Source organism: Microcoleus sp. N9_A1 (assembly GCF_036701795.1).
Lineage (GTDB): Bacteria > Cyanobacteriota > Cyanobacteriia > Cyanobacteriales > Microcoleaceae > Microcoleus.
The window spans coordinates 139,377-159,703 of the sequence record NZ_JAUBRI010000002.1; the positions used below are offsets into that span (position 1 = coordinate 139,377).

At 46.6% G+C, this 20,327-nt stretch carries 15 protein-coding genes, 1 tRNA gene and 1 pseudogene; 7 read left to right on the forward strand and 10 right to left on the reverse strand.

What is annotated here, in order from left to right:
* Positions 1 to 23 precede the first annotated feature (23 nt).
* From QUA58_RS01535 to QUA58_RS01545, 3 genes are read left to right on the forward strand one after another with little or no spacing between them, the layout of a single operon-like run.
* On the forward strand, positions 24 to 362 hold the full coding sequence (locus tag QUA58_RS01535) for a hypothetical protein (protein WP_333392770.1): 339 nt from the start codon (positions 24 to 26) through the stop codon (positions 360 to 362).
* A complete protein-coding gene (locus QUA58_RS01540) occupies positions 359 to 748 on the forward strand; it encodes a type II toxin-antitoxin system VapC family toxin (protein ID WP_333392771.1) in 390 nt (129 codons plus the stop codon). Before QUA58_RS01535 ends, QUA58_RS01540 begins: the two co-directional genes overlap by 4 nt.
* A 58-nt stretch (positions 749 to 806) precedes the next feature.
* Positions 807 to 3,227 (forward strand): AAA family ATPase, encoded by a 2,421-nt coding sequence (locus tag QUA58_RS01545; RefSeq protein WP_333392772.1) that lies wholly within the window; start codon positions 807 to 809, stop codon positions 3,225 to 3,227.
* A gap of 78 nt (positions 3,228 to 3,305) precedes the next feature.
* On the opposite strand, the gene QUA58_RS01550 is transcribed toward QUA58_RS01545, so the two are convergent.
* On the reverse strand, positions 3,306 to 4,586 hold the full coding sequence (locus QUA58_RS01550) for a ribulose bisphosphate carboxylase small subunit (RefSeq protein WP_333392774.1): 1,281 nt from the start codon (positions 4,584 to 4,586) through the stop codon (positions 3,306 to 3,308).
* 128 nt (positions 4,587 to 4,714) lie between these two features.
* Here QUA58_RS01550 and QUA58_RS01555 point away from each other — a divergent pair, with 128 nt between their 5' ends.
* Positions 4,715 to 5,992 carry an aspartate aminotransferase family protein gene (locus QUA58_RS01555; protein WP_333392776.1) on the forward strand — a complete coding sequence of 426 codons (1,278 nt, stop codon included), beginning with the start codon at positions 4,715 to 4,717 and terminating at the stop codon, positions 5,990 to 5,992.
* Positions 5,993 to 6,140: 148 nt separating this feature from the next.
* On the opposite strand, the gene QUA58_RS01560 is transcribed toward QUA58_RS01555, so the two are convergent.
* The 3 genes from QUA58_RS01560 to QUA58_RS01570 are packed head-to-tail and all read right to left on the reverse strand — an operon-like array spanning position 6,141 to position 7,270.
* Positions 6,141 to 6,302: a hypothetical protein gene (locus QUA58_RS01560; protein ID WP_333392777.1), complete on the reverse strand. Its 162-nt coding sequence runs from the start codon at positions 6,300 to 6,302 to the stop codon at positions 6,141 to 6,143.
* On the reverse strand, positions 6,293 to 6,835 hold the full coding sequence (locus QUA58_RS01565; protein ID WP_333392778.1) for a hypothetical protein: 543 nt from the start codon (positions 6,833 to 6,835) through the stop codon (positions 6,293 to 6,295). Before QUA58_RS01565 ends, QUA58_RS01560 begins: the two co-directional genes overlap by 10 nt.
* 6 nt (positions 6,836 to 6,841) lie before the next feature.
* Positions 6,842 to 7,270 carry a hypothetical protein gene (locus QUA58_RS01570; protein WP_333392780.1) on the reverse strand — a complete coding sequence of 143 codons (429 nt, stop codon included), beginning with the start codon at positions 7,268 to 7,270 and terminating at the stop codon, positions 6,842 to 6,844.
* A gap of 729 nt (positions 7,271 to 7,999) precedes the next feature.
* Between QUA58_RS01570 and QUA58_RS01575 the strand changes: the two genes are divergently transcribed.
* On the forward strand, positions 8,000 to 11,656 hold the full coding sequence (locus QUA58_RS01575) for a CHAT domain-containing protein (protein WP_333392782.1): 3,657 nt from the start codon (positions 8,000 to 8,002) through the stop codon (positions 11,654 to 11,656).
* Positions 11,657 to 11,740: 84 nt separating this feature from the next.
* On the opposite strand, the gene QUA58_RS01580 is transcribed toward QUA58_RS01575, so the two are convergent.
* Positions 11,741 to 12,175, reverse strand: a complete 435-nt coding sequence (locus tag QUA58_RS01580; protein WP_333247537.1) for a CAAD domain-containing protein — start codon at positions 12,173 to 12,175, stop codon at positions 11,741 to 11,743.
* A 354-nt stretch (positions 12,176 to 12,529) separates the two neighbouring features.
* A pseudogene (gene gltX / locus QUA58_RS01585) lies at positions 12,530 to 13,963 on the reverse strand (glutamate--tRNA ligase); the annotation flags it as partial.
* Between the two features lie 351 nt (positions 13,964 to 14,314).
* Here gltX and QUA58_RS01590 point away from each other — a divergent pair.
* Together QUA58_RS01590 and QUA58_RS01595 are read left to right on the forward strand one after the other, a co-directional pair.
* Complete coding sequence (locus QUA58_RS01590) at positions 14,315 to 14,806, forward strand: DUF393 domain-containing protein (RefSeq protein ID WP_333392784.1); 492 nt, start codon at positions 14,315 to 14,317, stop codon at positions 14,804 to 14,806.
* Positions 14,807 to 14,912: 106 nt separating this feature from the next.
* Complete coding sequence (locus QUA58_RS01595; RefSeq protein ID WP_333392785.1) at positions 14,913 to 15,122, forward strand: hypothetical protein; 210 nt, start codon at positions 14,913 to 14,915, stop codon at positions 15,120 to 15,122.
* A gap of 148 nt (positions 15,123 to 15,270) precedes the next feature.
* On the opposite strand, the gene QUA58_RS01600 is transcribed toward QUA58_RS01595, so the two are convergent.
* The 4 genes from QUA58_RS01600 to QUA58_RS01615 all read right to left on the reverse strand — a co-directional run bounded on the left by QUA58_RS01600 (position 15,271) and on the right by QUA58_RS01615 (position 20,042).
* Positions 15,271 to 16,416, reverse strand: a complete 1,146-nt coding sequence (locus QUA58_RS01600; protein WP_333392786.1) for a GTPase — start codon at positions 16,414 to 16,416, stop codon at positions 15,271 to 15,273.
* Positions 16,417 to 16,861: 445 nt separating this feature from the next.
* A tRNA-Asp gene (locus tag QUA58_RS01605) sits at positions 16,862 to 16,935 on the reverse strand.
* A gap of 56 nt (positions 16,936 to 16,991) precedes the next feature.
* Positions 16,992 to 18,119, reverse strand: coding sequence for an esterase-like activity of phytase family protein (locus QUA58_RS01610; RefSeq protein WP_333392788.1), 1,128 nt, complete (start codon positions 18,117 to 18,119; stop codon positions 16,992 to 16,994).
* 66 nt (positions 18,120 to 18,185) lie between these two features.
* Positions 18,186 to 20,042, reverse strand: a complete 1,857-nt coding sequence (locus tag QUA58_RS01615) for a TM0106 family RecB-like putative nuclease (protein WP_333392789.1) — start codon at positions 20,040 to 20,042, stop codon at positions 18,186 to 18,188.
* Between the last annotated feature and the right edge of the window lie 285 nt (positions 20,043 to 20,327).

Genomic DNA, 20,327 nt, shown 5'->3' on the forward strand with positions numbered 1-20,327 from the left:
ACTAACATTTTTAGAGCGAGACTATGACAACTAATTTACCGATAAGGTTGGAGCGTTTACCCAAAACTTTGCCAAGAGAAGGAGCTGTTAGGGTGGAGTTAGCACAAGGAGTGCTGGTATTTCGCGCTTCTAGGTTTTTCCTGGAGCGAATTGGAATATTAACGGCTAAAAGAAATGTAGCTGAACTCACTTCCGAAGAATTACAAGAATTGCAGGATTATGAAGAATTAAATAATTATCTTAATTGGGTTAATCAGACAATTATCCATACTTTGCATTATCCCTTGCAAGGGACGGTCGATCGCTACGATGACCCCTTTGAACCTGCTTTACCTCTCGAAGAATGGGAAGCGCTGCAATGATAATACTGGATAGCCATATCTGGATTTGGTGGGCGGACAAGAATCCGCGACTAACCCAGCAGCATCGAGAGTGGATACAACAATACCAATCTCAAGGTTTAGGAGTGAGTATGATTTCTTGTTGGGAAGTTGCTAACTTGGTAGAGAATAACAGACTCGCTCTGTCACTCGCAGTTGATGAGTGGTTGAGTGCTGCCTTGGCTTATCCAGGAGTGCAGCTACTGAACCTGACAATTCCTATCATTGTTGAGTCAACCAAGTTAACAGGTTTTCACCGAGACCCTGCTGACCAACTAATTGTAGCAACTGCCAAAATTTATGGATGTCCGTTATTAACGGCTGACTCAAAAATTTTGGCTTATCCAGATGTTCAAACTATGAAATGATAGAAAACAAATAACTCTGATACTCTACTGAGAAAACTGATAAAAATTCCCAATCTAAATGACATCGCCAAAAGTGCCGCGCAACGCTTACACCGATTCACCTGAACAGCATCCCAACCTAATTCTGGGCAGCCTGCAACTCCTCTGGTGGATGATAATTCACCCCTCAGCTTTCCGTAACCATTTAACCCGCATTGACCCCGACTTACAGTTTGAGCCTTCTCTACTTATTTTAATTAGTAAACAGCGCTGGCGGAACCTGGCTTTGTGGCGATTGCTAATCCAAGGAAATCTCATCTTGCCTGTTTTGGCTGGTTTAACCCTTACTTTGGTGCTGTGCGGATTGGGTTTTCCACCAGCAAGGGTGGCGTGGGGCGTGGCGTTGGGCGTGGCGTTAGGCGTGGCGTTGGACGTGTGGTTAGACGTGGAGTTTGGCGTGGGGTGGGGCGTGGCGTGGGGCGTGGCGTTGGGCGTGGCGTTGGGCGTGGCGTTGGACGTGGCGTCGGGCGTGGCGTCGGGCGTGGCGTGGGGCGTGGTGTGGGGCGTGGCGTCGGGCTTGGTGTGGGGCGGGGCGTCGGGCGTGGCCTCGGGCGTGTTGGGCGTGTTCGGCGTGGCGTCGGGCGTGGCGTCGGGCGTGGCGTTGGGCGTGTTCGGCGTGGTGTTCGGCCTGGCGTGGGGCGTGTTGTGGGGCTTGGTGTGGGGCGTGGGGTCCGGCGCGAGATCCGGCGTGGCGTGGGGCGTGGCGTTGGGCATGGCCTCGGGCGTAGGCACTATCAACTTATGGCTGCCAGTGCTACTCTATCCTTTCCTGACAGCATGGAATATTCTGCTCTACCAACTAGACAAACGACGCACAGCTACTAAACCCAGTTTGTTACGTTGGCATTCTGCTTTTTGGGATGAGTGGCAGCACCTTCCCCTGATAAACTTAGACCAGCACGTTCTCTTAGTAATGGAGCGGAATCCCGAAGAGGGCAAAGTTGCACTCAACTATTTAAATACCAGTCGTCAGCGCTGGGTTGCACAAGTAGTACAAATTGAATTTGATGCAAGCGGCTTAGAAGGTTGTAAAGATGTAGCCGCTATCGCTAACGCCCACCGCAATCTAGCCCTTGGAGAACTGAAAAGCCCAGTTAGTTCTCTCCTAAGTAGCTTTAGTCGCATCAGCGAGGACATAAAAGCAGCCCTAAACCAAAATAGTTCTTACAACCAGCGTTTAGCCCTCAGTACGGTAAAAGAAAGATTAAATGGTTTAATTCGAGAGTTGACCCGCAGCGGTGACAAATATGCGGTAGTCTTTCGCCCCATTGCTATCCGTTGGTATGAAATAGTCACCAACTATGTGCAAGAACTGGCGGAAGCTGTCGAACTTCGCCAAGAAATTGACAACCCGTATATCATTGGCGTACCTCTGACAGAACAGCAGGAAATCTTCACCGGACGTACTGATATCGGCACGCGCATCGAGCAATTACTCCTAGACCGCCGCCGCCCTCCTTTGTTACTCTACGGTCAGCGACGCATGGGCAAAACATCCCTCCTCAACAACCTGGGACGCTTGCTACCCAGCACTATCATTTCCATGTTTGTAGACTTACAAGGGCCAGTTTCATCAGCGAGTGATTATGCTGGTTTTCTCTACAATATCGCCAGGAGTATGGCAAACTCAGCCCAGCGCCAAAGTGCGTTCACTCTCCCATCTCTTGACCGCGAAACACTGCAAGATGACCCTTTCACCCGCTTTGATGAATGGCTAGACGAAGTAGAAGAAGCGCTACAACAAAATATTGCCCTGCTTGCCTTGGATGAATTCGAGGCGCTAGATAATGCCATCACAAAAGGACGCTTTGATCAGGAGGATGTTTTGGGAATGTTGCGTCACCTGATTCAACATCGTCCCCGCTTCAAAGTCCTGCTAGCTGGTAGCCATACAATAGAAGAATTTCAGCGTTGGGCTAGCTATTTAATCAATGTCCAAGTCGTTCATATCAGCTATCTCAAACAACCAGAAGCGCGTCAATTAATTGAGCAACCCGTTCATGATTTTACCCTGCGTTACGAACCCAATGCGGTTGAGCGAGTCTTGCAACTCACCCGCTGTCACCCTTTCCTAATCCAACTCCTCTGCGCTGAAATTATCGCACTAAAAAACGAGCAAGATCCATCTATCCGCCGACTAGCAACTTTAGCCGATGTGGAAGTAGCAATACCAGACGCTTTAAGTGTTGGCAGTTTATTTTTTGCCGAGATTCAAAGTAATCAAGCAGATGCAGCAGGATTAGCTATTTTGCAGTTTTTGGCAGCCCAAGAAGAAGGGGCAATAGTCAGCCGATTAACTATTTTGCAACACTTTCCCGAGCAATCCGATGCTCTCAATTTACTTCTAGAACGCGAATTGATTGAGGAAGTTAGTGAAGGCTACCGTTTCCAAGTAGAATTAATTCGCCGCTGGTTTGCATCATCTCTCTCTGTCCATTAGTCTACGGCGAGAGTAAGAAGATATTGCCTGTAGGGACACAACACTGTTGTGTCCTTCATAACTTTAACTACTTTAGCTTTAACCCTGCGGTCGCTGAATAATTGTTTCAACTACCCGCCGCTTGACTTTTGGATCGATACCAATCAGCCGCACATATTCGCCGCCGTGTTCCGCCAAACAAGTTTCTAAAGATGCAACCACATCTTTTTCTTGTTCATTTTTAATCGTCGCGCAACTTTGCCAAGAACCAGTTTTAAATCGGCGATTATCTGCATATTCCATGCCAATTTTGCAGCCTCTTGCTAACAACTGCTTTACTTGTTCCAATACCTCGCAACTCAGCCGCGCCGCATGACCATTACCCACTTCAGAACTTGGCTCCTCGTAAGCCTTATAATATTTCGAGGAGGGGTCGTTTAATTGACTTTGCGTGGGCGCAGCAGCAGCAGGAGGATTGGGGGTTCCTTGAACGTTAAAAAGCCGCGATTGGTTGTATTCATCTACTAAGCGCATTTCCTTAATCCGCTTTTGTTGGCCCACCATCAAACTGCCCATTTCTAATAAATGAGCGAGGCTGAAATTCGGGTTATGGAAATCTGGCGCTGCTTCCAAACTGTTTACCAAACGCTTGGAAACTCGCTCGATTCCTATTTTGTGAATAAATTCGCGGATTTGTTCGTCATAAATGCGCGATCGCAAAGCGCTAAAAAAGTCGATCGCCTGATCGGGAAATTTATCAACTAACCCGACAATCTCAGTTTTTGACAATTTGTCAGACTCAAAAATTCCCCCAACAATCCCAATTTTATCATCCCGGCTCGGTTCCCAATAATACTTTTCCATCCGCCCGTCGCGAATCAGCGGCGCGTACAGCGTAGAAAAATCATTTCCAGTGACAATAATCGGTACTCGGTGCAGCGGCGTACTGTCATAACTTCCCGGTAACTGCACGTTAGTTGGATTATCAGCAATATTCATCAGAGTGGCATTGACCATCTGAGTATTGACAGTATATTGAGTAGTAGTATCGAACCTGCCAGCACCAGCATCCAAATCGTTAATAAAGATGGCGCACATCTCGCCGCGCACGCGAATTTGCTCCGCCGCTTCCCGGTAGCGCAAGCGAATTAAACGCGACGGATCTCCTGCATCCGGACTTTCTAATTCCCCACCAGATATCATCACCGGTTCAAAGCCCATCCGCCGGAAAACCAGTTCGGTTTGAAAAGTTTTGCCTTCTCCTTTGCGGCCGTGAATTCCCAAAATTAGGGGAACTCTTACCCCGGGCAAATTTAAAAAGTTCTTAGTGACGTGTACCGCAACTTTATCGAGAAAGTTAGGAGAAATGTAATAACTCATCAGTAGATTTGTGAGGGATTAATTGAGGTTACTGTTATGATTTTATGACAAAACTAACAGCCTGCACCGCTAACCTGGATTTTTACCGTACAATCGAGGTCTGCATATTATGTGTTAAGGAGCGATTCGTGAGTCCAGAAACCTTACTAAAAGAACCAACCGTGCAAGCCGAAGCCAGTCCCTTCAGTTCTGAGAGCTTCGACAGCTATGTAATGACAACTTACGGGCGTTTTGCGATCGCCCTAGAACGGGGCCTGGGCTGCCGCGTTTGGGATACCGAGGGCCGCGAATATCTCGATTTTGTGGCAGGTATTGCTACCTGCACTCTGGGACACGCCCACCCGGCAATGATTGCAGCGGTAACTCAGCAAATTCAGACCCTGCACCACGTTTCTAACCTTTATTATATCCCCGTACAGGGCGAGCTGGCGAAGTGGCTTGTAGACCATTCTTGCGCTGACAGAGCCTTCTTTTGCAACTCCGGTGCGGAAGCTAATGAAGCGGCAATTAAACTCGCCCGCAAGTACGCCCACGAAAAATTAAATATCTCGAATCCGACAATCATTACTGCTGTTGCGAGTTTCCACGGGCGGACTTTGGCGACGATTACGGCGACGGGACAGCCTAAATATCAGAAGGGTTTTAGTCCGTTGGTTCCCGGATTTCACTATGTGCCCTATAACGATATTAGTGCGATCGAAAGTGCGATCGAGCAACTCGACAAAGACGAACGCCAAGTAGCTGCAATTATGCTGGAAGCGCTGCAAGGCGAAGGCGGAGTTCGCCCCGGAGATATCGCCTACTTCCAGCGAATTCGGGAAATTTGCGACGAAAAAGGTATTTTGCTCATTCTCGACGAAGTGCAAGTCGGGATGGGACGCAGCGGCAAATACTGGGGCTACGAAAACCTCGGCATTGAACCGGATATCTTTACGTCTGCGAAAGGGTTGGGCGGCGGTATCCCGATCGGCGCTATGCTGTGCAAATCTTCCTGCGATGTATTTGAACCGGGAAGTCACGCCAGCACTTTCGGCGGCAATCCTTTTGTCTGTGCTGTCGCTTTGTGCGTGTGCCAAACTTTAGAACGGGAAAACCTTCTGGAAAACGTGCAGCAGCGCGGGGAACAGTTGAAAGCTGGCCTCAACAAGCTGGCGGCCACATTTCCGCATTTGATTGCTGAGGTGCGCGGCTGGGGTTTGATTGTCGGGATGGAATTGCAAGCTGACATCGAACTTACTTCGGGCGATATTGTCAAATCTGCGATCGCCGCTGGAGTTTTGTTGGTTCCTGCAGGGCCAAAAGTGCTGAGGTTTGTCCCGCCGCTGATTGTCACTGCCGCTGAAGTCGATCGAGCTTTGGAAGCAGTAGAAAGTGCGATCGTTTCCTTGGGAAATACTCTAGCTTAGTTAGTTTCCTCACCCGGAGTGGGGTTAAAACCCCCCTCTTATTGCTTACAGCGGCTTGCAGTCGCGTAGGTACAACCAGAGGAAAAAAAACCCTCTCGCCTTATAGAAGTACCTATCAAGTTACAATCCGCTGTACTCTCTCAACAATTTAGCTTTTAGCCGAAAATAATTGTGGAACAGCAACGGCCTCAACGGAAATAGCATTAGCTAAAGCTTGCTCTAGTTCGGGACCTTTTGACGATGTTTCTGTCAAATAAGCCAACGCTTGATTCTCTAATGATAATAAAGCTTCTAAGGAACCTATTGGCATCTTACCAGTTTCTTTTTTAGCTTTATAGTAATTAATAGCAATGTTACCCACTTCCATAAATACCAACATATTTTTGACTGGTGTACTAGCGGATTTATATCAGAGACTGAACCAATCAAGAATGGCATCTCCAAGAAATCAGCACTTAGTTTGGTAAAGGAAGCACCTAAAATGACTAAAATATCACCTTCACCGCTTTCCATACCATAAATAAGAGAAATTTGGTAAATCATCTCTACCAGCAAGCTATTGGTATCAAAAAAATTAACTAGACGACTATTGAGTAATTGATGCAGAGTTTCAAATCCTTTATTCCCTGCAATAAAATCACTAATTTCTTCGGGAAGCTTACCTGCACCACTTCTACTTAAGCCTTGTATAAAACCGGTAATGCTTGTATACACAGCCTTCTCAAAAACAATGCGTTCTGCAAGTTGATGATTGGTTTCATCAGGATAGTCAATCCTTAACTGATATACTATTTTCTTAGATGTACTAAAATTAACTTTTTCACCTTTAATTAGTGTGGTCAAAACCCTTTATTTCCAAGCTCGACTCCATATTTCATTAACCTCCTTCAATATTTTATTTTTAACCGCAATTACTAATGATGGTAGGGCTTCTAGCAAATTACTAATAACCACTTTATATGAGAAAGATAGAGGCTCTACGACAAGTTTTGCTCCAAATTCAAGCCCACTAATAATTGTTTGTATGAAAGTTGAGATGTCTGCGATGTTGACGCTTTGGGTTTCAACAATTTGTTTATCATTTTCGACAATTTGTATCAGTGTATTCACATCATCTTTGGCTTCTTTTTGAGTTTCTTTTTCGGCTTTTACGGAGGAAACAGATCCGTATAAAGATTCTTCGGGAACCCATTGACCTATTGTTTTTCCCTTGAGCAGAAAACAAATGCGTCGCCGATCAACATACGTAGCTATTGCGAGAACTCGTCCCTCTTCCACTCGTTCTCCAAAGTAACAGCTAGTCGCTTTCCATAAATCTTTTTGTGTGCTCCTTGCAAATTCTCCTGCCTATATTAAGATTGGTCAAGTATTGTGGCGATAGAAACTTACAGCAGATTCCTGATTGATAAATCATACACTAGAAGCTGGGTTTCTTGATGAAGCCCAGCTTCTTTGTACCTGCGTGGCCGCAAGCCGATGTAAGTCCTTTGAAGACGACTATATTTAGACCTATTGTAAAACTATATCAAGCTAATGAGCAGGACTTAGACAAAAACAGAAGCTAAAATGGCGTCAAACCCAGAGCTAGAAAGACTTTTAGCTCGAATAGGCATAAATCTAGTATGTACAAAGGTTTCAGGCGTTTTTAGGTCATCAACCTATTTTGCTTGTCCAGATAGGTTTTCAGCCCTAAAGGGGCCTTAAAATGTCTAAGTCCCGTTAGTCCTTGTCAAGCAGACAAAAATTTGTGTCGCAGCGAGTTCAATTGGTTGGATATTTTGCTAAGAGAGTTATTTGATCGTCAACTCTTCTTGATTGATGCTTCAAAAAGTGTACTCAGTTATACTAACAAGGGGGTTAGGCTAGCAATCCTTGAATATTACTACTCATTTAGGTTGAACAAGTCACACCTACCATTGATTTTAAGTCGAAAGGAGGGTAAATAGAATTAGGGATTCAAATTTCCCGATTTCTGGATTTAATTGGTTGCACGGAAGCAGCGCTCCTATGGTTAATAGTTTGGCGGAATGCACGATGGACGAACAGCGTCGCAAAACTGATGTTAATATGCTCCAAGCGCTGCTGGAAAATCCTGGCGACTCAGGAATAGATTTGATTTTGAGGACGAACCCAAAGTCGATCGACTTTGGGTTCGTGCAAACGCTTTATTTGGAAGAAGTGGCACTGACGCGAGAAAGCTTGCTGAAAGCTGCAAAATTTTTCCAAAGGGCGATCGCACCCTTAGAATCTGCAAAAGGGAATTATAAATTGCCCGCAACCGGGGCAGCCTATCTGGCTTTTTTAGCAGAAGTATTGCAGGCAGTGGCGCGCGGCGCGGATTCGCAGCACCTATACTCGCTGCTGAGAAACAATTTAGACAAACTCGACCAGAATTTCGCACAACTGCTGCGCCACTGGGCCATTTTAGTGCTCCCTGCAGCCACAGAATCCGAGACTAGGCGCATTGCAGCGTTAATCGGCAATCTGAGCAACAAAATTGGGCGGTTTCCCCTCGGCAGCAAGGCTCATAACTTGGAAATCGAAATTGCCGGTTACGAAACAGTTGCTAAGGTGTTTACCCGCAAAGACTTCCCCCAAGAATGGGCGGTGATGCAAAACAATCTGGGCAACGCTTATAGCGATCGTCCCAAAGGTGATAAGGCTCAAAATATCGAACAGGCGATCGCTTGCTTTGAAAATGCCCTACAAGTACGCACGCCCGAACAGTACCCGGAACAGTGGGCGACGCTGCAAAACAATCTGGGCAACGCTTACAGCGAGCGTCTCAGGGGAGATCCGGCAGACAATCTAGAACAGGCGATCGCCTGCTATCAAAACGCGCTGCGAGTTCGCACCCGCGAGCCTTTCGGGCAAGAGTGGGCGAGCACTCAAAACAATCTCGGCCGTGCTTACAGCCGCCGACTGCGGGGCAACCGAGCCCAAAATCTGGAACTGGCAGTCGCTTGCTACCACAATGCTTTGCAAGTCTACAACCGCAAGGTGTTTCCCCGGCGTTGGGCCACAACTCAAAATAATTTGGCAAATGCTTACTGCGAGTTGCTGCAGGGCAACCGAGCTGAAAATCTCGAATACGCGGTTACGTGCTATCAGAGAGCTTTGCAGGTGCGGACTCGGGAAGCTTTTCCGCAGCAGTGGGCGACGACTCAAAGGAATTTGGGCCGGGTGTTTGTCGATCGCATCAAAGGCGATCCGGTGGAAAATATGGAAATGGCGATCGGCTGTTATCAAAATGCTTTACAAGTCTACACCCGCATCAAATTTCCCGAAGTCTGGGCTTCGATCCAAACTTACCTCGGTAGGATCTACAGTCGGCGGGTGAAAGGGGAAAAAGCCGAAAATTTGGAAATGGCGATCGCCTGCTATCAAAATGCTTTGCTGTTTTGCAACCGCCAAAAATCTCCCGAACGCTGGGCAATGCTGTGTGCCTACCTCGGCCGCGCTTTCTGCGAACACGTCAAAGGGGAAAAAAACCGCAACCTCAAAAGCGCGATCGCCTGCTATCAAAATGCGGGCGAAGTCTACACCAGGCAGGCATATCCCAACCGCTGGGCAATGCTGCAAATTTATCTCGGCAGGGCTTATTCGCAACTGACGGAGGCGGAAAACTTGTCTCACATGGAAAGCGCGATCGGCTGCTATCACAGCGCCTGTCAAGTCTACACTCGCGAAACCTATCCCCACCGCTGGGCTGAAATTTTATTTTATTTGGGTCAAGCTTACCGAGTTCGTGGCGACTTGCTTCGCGCCTACGGGGTTTTGACTGCTGCTGTCGATACTGTGGAATTCTTGCGTTGCGAAGTTGGGGTTGATACAGTCGATTTTGGCGATCAGACGAGTACCGCAAAAGTCAAATTAACCCGCACCTGGGCTGGACTCTATAAATGCCTGGTGCAAGTTTGTCTGGAACTCGGCGCTAGCCAACCTGAATATTACGCTAAGGCTCTGGAATACGCCGAACGCCACAAAAACCGGAATTTGGTAGAACTGCTGGTTAAATGCCACTTGACTCCAAAAGCCGAAATTCCTGCAGCGGTGCGAAGCGAGTTGGAGTCGCTGCAACTGGAAATAGCGGGGGAACAGCGGCACCAAGAACAGGGAGAACCTGAGCCGAACACGACCTTGGTTTCTGAGGGCGATAGCCAAGGTTTGAGCAGCGGTTCTCTACTGCCGAACTCGGACTTCATGCACTTAAATCAATTGTGGAAGCAGTTTGATAGGTTGATTGCGCGGGAGGTGCAGGCAAACGATCCTTTCTTCAGCCTAGCTCACAAAGTTGAACCGATCGCTTTTGAGCAAATTCGCCAATTGTTGCCTGATGACAATTGCGCTGCTGTGGTATGGGCGAGTTTGGGGGAGTTGCTGGTGGCTTTTGTGGTGGTAAAGACTGCACAATATCCCGCCGTTCACCTGTGTTCGCCGGAAAATGCTTTGGCTGCCGAAAGTTGGGGCCAGGAGTACCTCACCGCTTATTCTGAACAAAAAGGTCGCTGGATCAATCATCTCCCGGCTCGCCTCAAACGCTTGGCTACGATGCTGGAAATCGATCGAGTGGTGGCGCTGATTCCCGATAATTGCGATCGGCTGATTTTTGTGCCGCACCGATTTTTGCACGCTTTGCCACTCCACGCTTTGCCTTTGGCGGGGAGAGACGGGTTTGAGGATGGTGGGGGAATTTTTAGATCTGGGTGGAGCGATCGCAGCGGTTTTGATGTGGAAACGTACAGCCTTTCGGATTTTTCTCAAAGTTCGTCTTTTGGCGACGTTGCAGCGCCTGCTGCTTATTTGATCGATCGATTTGCCGGAGGAATTCGCTATGCTCCTAGCTGTCAGCTATTGCTGTTGAGACAAAGTGCACACGGAGCGGCTATGGGTCGGTACAGACCAGGTTTGCAGCACCTTTTGGCAATTCCAACTTTCACCAGAGATGCGTTCTACAGCAACATTGAAATCGGCAAGATTTCCCAGTATTTTGCCAGTACAGAAGTTGTGCGCCATAAGCCGGCAATTAAAGAGGCTTTTTCCCCAGAAATGTCTGTTAATAATGGGAATTTGCCCCAGCAAATAGGGCAGTTGCAGCAGGAAAAATGCGCTCATTTTGCTTGTTTGAGTTTGCTTAATTTGGCTTGGCCACTGAAATCTGCCGTGTTTTTGAGGAATGATGCTCTGAGTTTGGAGGAAATTTTTAATCTGGATTTTCGGCAATATTTTTTAGTTACTTTATCGGGTTGCGAAATGGCCGCTGGCGGAGTTAGCGGTGCTGGAGGAGATTTTGTGGGTTTGTCGGCGGGTTTGTTGTATGCTGGCACGTCTAGTGTGGTTAGCAGTCTTTGGAAGGTGAACGATGTTTCTACGCTGCTGCTGACGAGCAAGTTTTATGAAAATCTGGGACGGTTTTCTCGGTTGCAGGTGGGAGATGTGGCGATCGCCCTGGGGGACGCTCAAAGGTGGCTGCGGGATTTGACTAGCGAGGAATTGGAGGTGTTGCTGGCGGATTTTCAACCTCAAATTTCGCAAATGTTCGATCGGCTTTCTCAAAGTTCTCGCCTGATTGCGGAGGCTTCTTTGCAGCAAATTCGCAACCGCAAACCCCATCCTTTTGCCAATCCTTATTATTGGGCGGCTTTTACTGCGGCTGGGGTTTAGTTATTAGTCATTTAAAAACCCGACACTAACAACTTATTTAAAATTGTCAATGTCGGGCGCAAATTCAACAAATTACAGCAAAAATTAGGACTTTTTGCCAAAAATTTGTTCTTTCAAGGCTTGAATTTCTTGACCTAATTGTTGCCGATTGGACGATCGCAGCAAATAGCGGTAGACAAACCACCCAGTGTATCCGATACCAATTAGCTCGAATGTGGGTGCTAGCAGAGGGATGTCGTTGAGTTCGTCTACTATCCCCAAAAGCACTTTCAAAGAGACAATCGAGGCTATAATTACACCGACAACTGTCAGGGGACTTTTGTACTGCTCGTAAAAGCTACCGATGTAAGCGGGAAACTCGGACAAAATTGAGATAATTTGTTCTTTGATCTGCTGGACCTGACTTGGCGGTTCTTCGGTAATTATGACTTTTGTTGTACCGATCGAACTGTCTGCTTCATTTTCGGCTGGAATTTCGGTGATGATAACGGTTGTTTCTGGTTCGTTTGATGAAGTCATTTCTCCACTCGCAATAGTTTTTTGCTGGTTGGCGGCAGGTATTTCAACTGCTGCTGCGACTGTTTCAAGAGCCGGTATTTCGACTGCTGCAACCTCCCCGTCGGTTGGTTCGAGAGCCGACACTTCGCCTGTTTCTGAAGTCGGTATTTCGACTGCTGTAACTTCCGCCGCCACTGCTTCAGGAGCCGATATTTCGACTGCTGAAACCTCTGGTGCTGAAGTCGGTATTTCGGCTGGTGAAACTTCCGCTGCCGGGTGTTGTGCGACAGAAGTTTCGGTTGCAGTTTCCGCGTTTTGTTGTTCTGGGGCAGGAGTTTCGGCCGCGACACCAACAAGTGGCAAATTCAAGTTGCTAATAGCCTCTTGCAAGCGGGTTTTAGCCGTCCCCCGCTGGTGAAGGATTACCCAAGATTCTATCAGGTCGGGGCCGTGCATTGCACCTGTCAGGGCTGCTCTGAGCGATCGCATAATTAGCCCTTTGTTAAGATTTTTCTCTTTACTGAGCTTTTTAGTGATTTTCTGAGCTTCCGCTGATGTCAGGGACGAATGAGTTTCCATCGCTTCTACAACTGCTTGTAAAGCCTGTGCAGCCCCTGGTTGCTGCAATTGTGCGAGGGCTTCTTCTTCGTATTCCACCGTGGTGGAGAAGAACAACTTGCACATATCCACAGCATCGGTTAAGCGAACGAGACTCGGGCCGATCAAAGCAGCTATTTGTTCGAGCCAGGGGCGGTCTGCCTCGGAGTCAAACTCATAACCGGCTTTCTGCCAATAAGGTATCAGCAAATCTGTCAATTGCGGTACTGGCATTTTGTGGAGATATTGACTGTTAAGCCAATTGAGTTTATCCCAGTCAAATTTTGCACCGGCTTTGTTGACTCGATAGAATGTAAATAATTCTGCTGCTTCCGACAGTGTAAATATTTCCTGCGTTGAATCCGGCGGAGTCCAACCGAGCAAAGTCATGTAATTAACTAAAGCTTCGGGCAGGTAGCCCATATCTTTGAAGTCAGAAATCGAGGTTACGCCGTCGCGTTTAGAAAGCTTTTGCCCTTGGGAGTTTAAAATCAGTGGCGTGTGGGCAAATTCTGGGATTGTCGCGCCCAAAGCTTCGTAGAGCAATATTTGTTTCGGAGTATTGCCGATGTGATCTTCGCCGCGGATGACGTGGGTGATGGCCATGTCGATGTCATCGACAACTACGGCGAGGTTGTAGAGTGGTTGGCCGATGACGCCGCCGCTGGATGCCCTGGCAATTACCATGTCGCCGCCGAGGTCGCTACCTTTCCAGGTTACGGTGTCGCGCACCATGTCGTTCCAAGAAATTGTGCGATCGTCGTCGATGGTAAACCGAATCACAGCTTGTCGCCCTTCGCCTTCAAAAGCTGCGCGCTCTTTGCTTGTCAAGTTGCGGTGCCGGTTGTCGTAGCGGGGGGCTTGTTTGTTGGCTTTTTGTGCTTCCCGCATTTCGTCGAGTTCTTCCGACGTGGTGTAGCAGCGGTAGGCTAGTCCATTGTCGAGAAGGGTTTGGACTGCTTGGCGGTATATTTCCAGACGCTGCGACTGAAAACTCGGGCCTTCGTCCCACTCCATACCCAGCCAGGTGAGTCCTTCGAGGATGTTGTCGGTGTATTCGCTTTTAGAACGTTCGACATCTGTGTCTTCTACCCGCAGGATGAATTGGCCGCCTTGGTTGCGGGCAAACAGCCAGTTAAATACGGCGGTTCTGGCGGTACCGATGTGTAGGTTTCCGGTGGGACTGGGGGCTAGACGGACTCTGACATTCATGTAGATTTTTGCTTTTAGATTGGGGGCGATTTGCTGGTTGGGGGAATAGCTGATGTTTAAGACTTTAAATTTTATTATATTTTGTTGCCGAATTAACAGTTGTGCTTGGCAGGTGCTTTGCTTCGAGTTGTTTGATATTCGACTATCGGGCGATCGGGCGAAAGTCTCCGGCAAGGCAGCAGAGGGCATCTTGATGATATTAGCATTGCGGGCGGCCAAGACTGGATTCACCTTTGGGACTATTTTTCACAGCACAAATAACTGCTTTAGGAGTACGCAAGGCGCACCTGATAACTATTTATCCTTGTAAAATGTTTGTGTGCGATCGACGACATTAAAATATATTTCCCTATGTCTGCTCCTAAAACTGAGTTTTCCGAATCTGTTGCGCCCTCACCCGAGTCTTTTGCGGCTGCTTGGCAGATAGAATTGCTGTACGACGGTGAATGTCCTCTGTGCGTGCGGGAGGTTAATTTCTTAAAAAAACAGGACGCGGGGCGAGGTTTAGTGTCGTTTGTGGATATCGCGGATGATGGCTACAACCCGGAGGCCCACGGCGGAATCGACTACGAAACGGCAATGGGTCGGATTCACGCGATATTACCCGACGGTACGGCAATTAAAAATGTAGAGGTTTTTCGCCGCACCTACGAGATTTTAGGTATGGGATGGGTTTATGCTGTGACTAAGTTACCAGTGATCGGGGCGATCGCCAATTGGCTGTACGGAATTTGGGCTGACTGGCGGCTGAAATTGACCGGAAGGCAGGACTTAGCAACTATTATGAGCGATCGAACTGCGCGGGTTGAGTGCGAAGTTGAAGGCCGCTGCCGGTCTAACTGAAAATGAGTCATTATTAGTAAGTGCGATCGACCGATTTGCAGATTTCAGCAGGAACCAACTGCAACTAACATTAAAGATTGATTGCTATCGAAAGCAGGTAAAAACAATGCAAGATGCAGGATATACAGTCTTCATGGGCTTTGGCGGCCTCTGGGTAGTCATGGGAATTGTCGCTGTGATTTTCCTGTTCAAATCGGACGGTCAAAAACTTAGGTTTGGCAAATGGGGACTGCTAGTTGCGATTCCGATCCTCGTGCCGATCGTCCTGGTTCTGACATATCAGATCGCCCGACCCTTTATTTCCTCGCACCTTTGAGCGCTGCTGGGAGTCGATCTTTAAATTAAATTATAGGCAAATAGTTTGCAGAACTTGTGAGGAGATTTCTAGGAAAGGGCAATGAATATTAGGAGTCGTTGATGGAGGTGGAGTGGGTGCCACAACTTCGCGCTGGACTAGGCGGAAACTAGAGACCACCCAAAAATTTGCTAACAAGCACTTTCCATTCAGGCAGATCGCGTATGTCAGTCAATGCTAAATCCCTCAACACATCTTTAGCTTGTTCATGGTAGCTTCTAAATTTTGAACGTAGAAGCTCTTCCTGCTCAAGCTTAGCATCACTAGAAAGGATAGAATTAACGGTTGCCAATAGTGCAAGAGTGATAACAACTGCGACCCCAGCCGCCGCCACATCAAAAACACCTGTAGGTGGAAGAAATGATTTAACAAACAAAAAGAAGCTGGAACCCGCTGTTTCAGCTAAAAATGTTGGCAGGATAGCGAGCGCAGCTTTAGAAGACAAAACTTTGCCAGTGTATAAGTAATACAAAGACCCTATGGCAACTGCCTGTGTTGCGGTAATAAATGCTGCGCTGCCCGGAATAAATGCTTGACCTGCCACTGCTATCAAAGCTACCGCAATTATTTTGACTCCATAAGACTGCTTTTCAGCCATGTGTCTTGCCAGCAGCAGGTCTTTTCCCTTTTTTTCTAGAAATTCCTCAATGTCACTGCGTAGCGGAAAAACTCCTCTAATATCCATCTTGGGATTACGGCTTTTAGGATCGTAACCCTTCGTACAAGTTGGATAAATCTTGTCTACCTTTAAATCGTTTTTCCACTGATTGACTACATCGTCTACAACCGTTGGATCGAGATCATCCCACTCATCAATTTTGTTAAGAACGACAAAAAATTCATCACAATGCTGCCTCAAGTCATCTAGGCTTTTCTTTTGTGAAGCATCTGAGGAACCAGTTACTACAAATATGCCAACATCAATATGCCTCAAAAATTTCTTGGTGACTTCACTATTCTCTGCACGCACATCGTCAAGACCTGGTGAGTCAATTAAATAAACCTTTTCATCAAGTTTTAGAATGGTTAAATCTTTAGTAACGCCCGAAACTGCTCCTACCTTGGCAATTTCTAAAGCTTTTCTTCTGCTCAGTTTCAACAAAGCATTAATGAGGGAACTTTTTCCGGAACTTACCTTGCCGATAATCGCAATGTTGAGAGATTGCGATAAATCAGGTGCTTTTTCCACAAATTTCGCTTGTACTCGGTCAAAAAAGCTCTTTTCGTCTAACCCCTCGAAGGCTGAGTCACGCATTTTCCCTCCTCCTCTAATATCGTTTACGCAAATGATTGCTATAAATGGGTTTTGGTAAGCATTCTCCTAATCAACCCGTTATGTAGCTAAAATTTAGGTAATTCATATACCAACAACTAAAATATAACATCAAGTTTCCGCAACTTTTTCTTAGTAGTGAAATCCCGGGTGGCCAGAAACCGGGTTTTTTTGCGAGAATAATTCGTTACAACCCGCCTCAACGGCCAAAACCCCGTTGCTTGGATTTTGATGCGTCCAAGGCTGTTTCTGTAAGCGGATGACATACCGAAAGTCTCCAGATGTCACCTGATTTGAGATGATATCGAGAGACTTCCGTATCTCTACCCATTTATTGAGTAGTGAAATGTTCAACTACCCATTGATATCTAATCAATAAGAAATTGCGATAGCTTTTTTCAGCAATCTGAACATTTTCTATTTTGAACGGGACAGACGGGGCTCGAACCCGCAACTTCCGCCGTGACAGGGCGGTGCTCTAACCAATTGAACTACTGTCCCTCGTTTTGCCGTTTTTTCAGGCACAATTTCTATTATGCCTATAACTTCACCTTTTGTCAAGAGGTTTTTTGAACTTTTATTTGGAAGCCCAAAATTTGAGTCTCTTGCAGGGGACTGAAGTTGTTGTCGCTCACCAAAATCAGACCTCTGCTAGCATCCGCCAGGGCGGGGCCAAATGTCAACCCCTCAATGTTGTCTAGGGGAATTTTCAGGGTTTCCAAATCCAACAGCAGACGTTTTTGAGCGGGAGAAACCTCGCTGAGACGGTTTTTGAGGCTTTCGAGTGCTTCAATACGATCGCCCTTTTCCAGAGAAATCTCAAAAATTCTGATAGTTGTGCCGGTTTCCAGGGAGAAAGCACGCTCTAAACTCAGCAAGCGGTTATCGTCGATCGCTAACAAATCCACTAAACCGTTGCTAGTTAATTTTCCCACAGGATTCGCACCAGCGGGTAGCGGTTCGGTGATGTAGAGAAACGATGCTTCTGGATTGCCGCTCACCGCATCGTAGCGCAAAATCCGGCACGGACTCCCGGTTTCGAGGGAAACTACGGCGCCATCTTGAACCAAGGCGTTTTCGGTAGCTGTAAATAGGTATTTGCGATCGGGCGTTAAAGTTAAACTTTCAAATGATAGATTGTTGCGGATGCCTTTACTGCCTTTGTCGTCGGGCAAAAACAGTTCAGGAATTGCCAGCGTTTTCAGGAGTTTACCATCGAGGGAGAACTCTTTGATGAAAGGATTGATGTTGCGATCGACATCTCCCTCCGAAGAAACAAACACGCTATTGCCCGCAAAAGCTATCCCCTCTGGATCTAAACTTAAACTCGGAAAACTTTCGCCCTTTTCATCTAATAAAGTAGTGACACCAGTAAATTCAATGTTGTCTTTTTCCAATTTACCCGATTTCAAATTTATTTTGAGAGTATAGAAACGCGCCGGACTCTTGCTGCTGCGGTCATCCGAAATGGCATAATAAACTTGTTTTTCGGCATCGTAAGTAATCCCCGAAAGTCCGCCAATCTCCGTCCCCTGAAACGGAGAACCAGTAGGAAATATTGCTCTGCCAATAAAATCTATTTTGGTAAGGGCGAAAGATTGGACTGACAAATTTATTAAAATTGCCACAATTGCTGCTATCACAAAACAGGAAATAAATATAATTATTTTTGCTGACTTTCGCATCTTACTATCTTCTTCTCTTTCTAACTTCGCACCCTTTGCGCCTTCGCGGTTCGTTTAATCATAAAATCACTGTTTCTGATACAGCAAAAAATTAGTCAACCAATCTTTAACTACGTAAGTAGCGCGACAGTCGTCCTCATTGTAGCGGACGATCGCCTCTAAGATCGATCGATCGCCAGTTTTGAGCCAATCATCGTACCAACAGACACACTGAGCACCGTTAGCCTTAGCATCACGCCAGTCAAAACCCAGCCAGCGGGCAATAGGTTTGAGTGCATAACTTTCCACCGGCATAATCGCTTTTTGTGTCACTTGCTTGTGAATATCTACAAACCGTTTCAGCACTGGTTTCCACAAATAAGCTGGAGTGTTGTAAAGTCTTGCTAGGCGTTTAAAAGTCTTGACTTCGTAGTCGCAAAAGTGGAAAATCGGAGCAATAGGATAAGCCCACATTAATTCTAAAAATTGCTCCCAAATTGCACCTTCCTCTGCTGCTGATTCTGCCAGAAAACCGTGGAATTTTTCAGTTTTGTTGTACCTATCGACAACTAAGACTCCGTGGAGATAATCTAAATTCATCTCCGGTTCCGCTTCAATGTCAAAGTAGAGTTCGATTGGGGCGATCGGCAAAAAGACAGATTGGGAATACGGAATTGGTTTCTTGCGGAGAATTGGCGCAGGTATAGAAGATGTGGCCGGTTTGTTTTCTCTAATTGTTACTTCCTCAATTGCGATGTCATTCAAGATATTGTCTACAATATCTGGTACTATTTCAGATGAGTTAAGTTCTTCTGAATTCTCACTTCTACGTTCTTCTCGATCGTTAATCCCTGTATCCGTGTCGTGCCTTCCTTCTTCCTTCTTCCCTCTTCCTTCTTCCTTCTTCCTGACATCCGTTACATCCGTTACATCCGTTACATCCGTTACAAAATCCGTTGCCGAACTTCCTTCCTCTCGCAACAACGGTTGATTTAGCAAATGAGATTGAGCTTGCCGCACCACATCAAAAGCCACTCCATCGGGAAATTCTGGATAATCAGCAAGCAATGCAGAACTAGCATTAGCGAGAGATTCTACATCAGTAATTTCGAGAGTTTTTAGTCTAGCATAGCGGCCAGCAGTGACTCCCGGCAATAAAGAAAGATGTTTAATAGATTCAGCTTCGGCATGACAGACAGTATACCAACCACAAAGAGTGCACTTTTGGCGGGAGATGAACACTTCTGGTTTATCCCGATTGTCGATCATCTGAATGCAGTCATCTAAAATCTCGAACATCTGAGGAGTTCGCTGGTCTAGATTCACCTGCCACCACCCTTTTTTTCGCAGCATCATCCACGCAGTCTCGGGCATTGTTTCCTGTACGGAAGCTAAAACTTGGGCGTGAAAAGCTGCGATAATTTGATACTCTTGTTTTGGTCGCTTGCTAAGCCAAATATCCGCAGTAATATAACTCCAATCGCCAAATTTTGATTGTCCCGGCTGTTTGATTAATAAATGGGGGCGGCTGATTAGGGTAATGTTTGAAGAGGGAAGATTGGAGGATGAAATATCAACGGGAGTTTCGGGGATTTCGCCAAATTCGGGGAAATATTGACTGTCAATTCCTACCATAGAATTTGTTGCGCCGTTGGTTTGGCCGAATTCGCCCTGGATCAGAACTCCTCGATAAATGCGATCGACCCCTTGCTGCATTAAACTCAAAGTAGCAGCCGCCCCAGCTTCCCAATCCCCTCTAGGATATGATGGTTGTTGGTAAGTTTCGTGTTCTAAAACCTGCTGCTGATACGTCCCGCTGTCGCGCATCAGTTTCAGCAAAAAGTCGCTGGGAGGATCTAGTTGTTTCCAGTCTCCGCAGGTGTCTAAAAATGCTCTGAGATTGCATCGCTGGTAGGAAAGTAGCAGTTTGTCTGTTATTAACATTTAGTGTTTGCAAGGCATAGAATAATTAGAAGTCATTAGTCATTAGTCATTAGTCATTGGTCATTGGTCATTGGTCATTGGTCGGGAGGATTTATGCGGCATCTAAAAAGTAGGTTTCAGGACGACTTACTGTGTTCAAATAGCACTACAAATGCCCAAAAGAGATGCTAAGTAGTGGAACACAATTAATTACACAAAATTTTGGCTACAAGCCTTCCTCCGTAAAGAAGCTGTATGTAATTAATTCTGTGCGATTACTTAGCGGAGGAAGAAGGAAGAAGAAGC